Here is a 1,866-nt window from a genome sequence, read left to right as displayed (position 1 = left end):
GGCAGGGTGGCATCGTTGCGCACCACGCCCTCGGGCGTAAGAATGCCGCAGTGGCCGTGGCTCATGTATTCGCACAGGCACACGTCTGTCATGACAAAAAGCTCGGGCCAGCGGCGCTTGAGCAGCCGCACTGCCTCCTGCACGATGCCGTCGTCGGCGTAGGCGCCGCAGGCTTTTTCGTCCTTGGTGGCCGGAATGCCAAAAAGGATGACAGAATGCAGGCCCGTGTCCACGGCCTGTTCCACCTGTTTTTCCAGCTGGCTGAGGCTCAGCTGGTACTGGCCTGGCATGGAGCCGATTTCTTTGCGAAAATTGGGGTCTTTTGTTTCAACCACAAAATAGGGCTGAATAAGGTCTTCCACAAGAAGGGGCGCGGTTTCGCGCACCAGTGTGCGGAGCTCGGGGGTGGCGCGCAGACGGCGGCCGCGATGGAACGGAGTCATGGCTCTATCCTTGTTTTTCAGGCCAGGCTGCCTCTATCATGCGATAGCGCTTGTAAAAACTGGCAGAGAGTGCGAAAGAGGCCCCTTTTTGAACAAGGGGCCTCCTCACAAAAAGAAGCTATTTCAGGCCGATTTCTTCATCAGTCAGGTAGCAGGCCGGGTCCTGTGCCCAGATGTCATCATAATAGGCTTCGGCGCGGGCGCGGAAGTTGCCGCCGCAGATGTTCAGAAAGCGGCACTTGGCGCAACGGCCCTTGACGTGGGCTTTCTTGTCCTTGAGCATGTGCAGCAGTTCAATGGAGGGGTCGTCCCATATCTGCGAGAACGGACGCTCCAGCACATTGCCGAGCACATGGTTCCGCCAGAACTGGTCGGCATGAACCTTTCCGTCCCAGGAAATACAGCCGATACCCCGGCCCGAGCTGTTGCCCTCATTGTACTGAAGCAGTTCAAAAACTTCTTCCGCACGCCTGGGGTCTTCGCGCTTGAGCCGCATCCACACGTAGGGGCCGTCGGCGTGGTTATCAACAGTAAGGATTTCCTTGCCCTTGCCCGCGTCAAACAGGGCGCGGGTTTCATCCATGATGAGGTCCAGCACCTGACGGGTTTCCGCGTGGTCAAGGTCTTCCTTGATAAGCTCGGAGCCTCGGCCGGAGTAGACAAGGTGGTAAAAACAGGCGCGGGGAATTTCCATATCCCTGAGCAGGCGGAAAATACCGGGAATTTCACCGGCATTGCGCTTGTTGATGGTAAGGCGCAGCCCCACCTTGAGACCTTCGGCCTGACAGTTGGCAATGCCTTCCAGAGCCTTGCGGAACGCGCCGGGTACGGCGCGGAACTTGTCGTGTATTTCTTCCATGCCGTCCAGGGAGATGCCCACGTAAGAGAGGCCCACGGCCTTGAGTTCGCGCGCTTTTTCCTTGGTGATCAGGGTTCCGTTGGTGGAGATGACGGCCCGCATGCCCTTGGACGTGGCGTGGCTTGCCAGTTCAACCAGATCTTTGCGCACCAGCGGCTCGCCGCCGGAGAAAAGCATGACCGGAGCGCCGTAGGCGGCCAGATCGTCGATCATGGCCTTGGCCTGCTGGGTATTGATGTCGTCCGTGCCGTCCACCTCAATGGCGTGAGCGTAGCAATGCACGCATTTGAGGTTGCAGCGCTGGGTCATGTTCCAGACCACCACAGGCTTCTTGTCCTTGGAAAACTGCAGCAGATGGGAGGGCAGCTTGCCCGACTCACGGCCATAACGCAGGGCGTCCGAAGGCTCCACCTGACCACAGTACAGCTTGGAAATGCCAATCATCACACAGTCCTTATTGTTCGATACATTTTTTCAGCGCGGCAAAGGCTTCGTCCAGTCCTTCAGGCTGGCTGCCGCCTGCCTGGGCCAGGTCGGGCCTGCCGCCTCCCGAGCCGCCGCAGG

General features: G+C 58.9%; 2 protein-coding genes and 1 pseudogene. All 3 read right to left on the bottom strand.

Translation table 11 applies throughout. From position 1 onward, the window contains the following. Nucleotides 1-443: pseudogene (locus V6C16_RS12255) on the bottom strand (porphobilinogen synthase); the annotation flags it as partial. 118 nt (nucleotides 444-561) lie between these two features. Then, complete coding sequence (ahbC, locus tag V6C16_RS12250) at nucleotides 562-1,746, bottom strand: 12,18-didecarboxysiroheme deacetylase (RefSeq protein WP_333536259.1); 1,185 nt, start codon at nucleotides 1,744-1,746, stop codon at nucleotides 562-564. A 10-nt stretch (nucleotides 1,747-1,756) separates the two neighbouring features. Beyond that, a partial coding sequence (locus V6C16_RS15010) for a DHHA1 domain-containing protein (RefSeq protein WP_442886229.1) occupies nucleotides 1,757-1,866 on the bottom strand: 110 nt, incomplete at its 5' end.

Origin of the sequence: Desulfovibrio sp. 1188_IL3213 (assembly GCF_036763145.1) — a bacterium.
Taxonomy (GTDB): Bacteria; Desulfobacterota; Desulfovibrionia; order Desulfovibrionales; family Desulfovibrionaceae; genus Desulfovibrio.
This window is presented reverse-complemented; position numbering and strand designations above follow the sequence as displayed.

Coding starts and splice junctions, on each gene's coding strand:
- ahbC (WP_333536259.1), bottom strand. CDS start 1,746: ATGATTGGCATTTCCAAGCTGTACTGTGGTCAGGTGGAGCCTTCGGAC.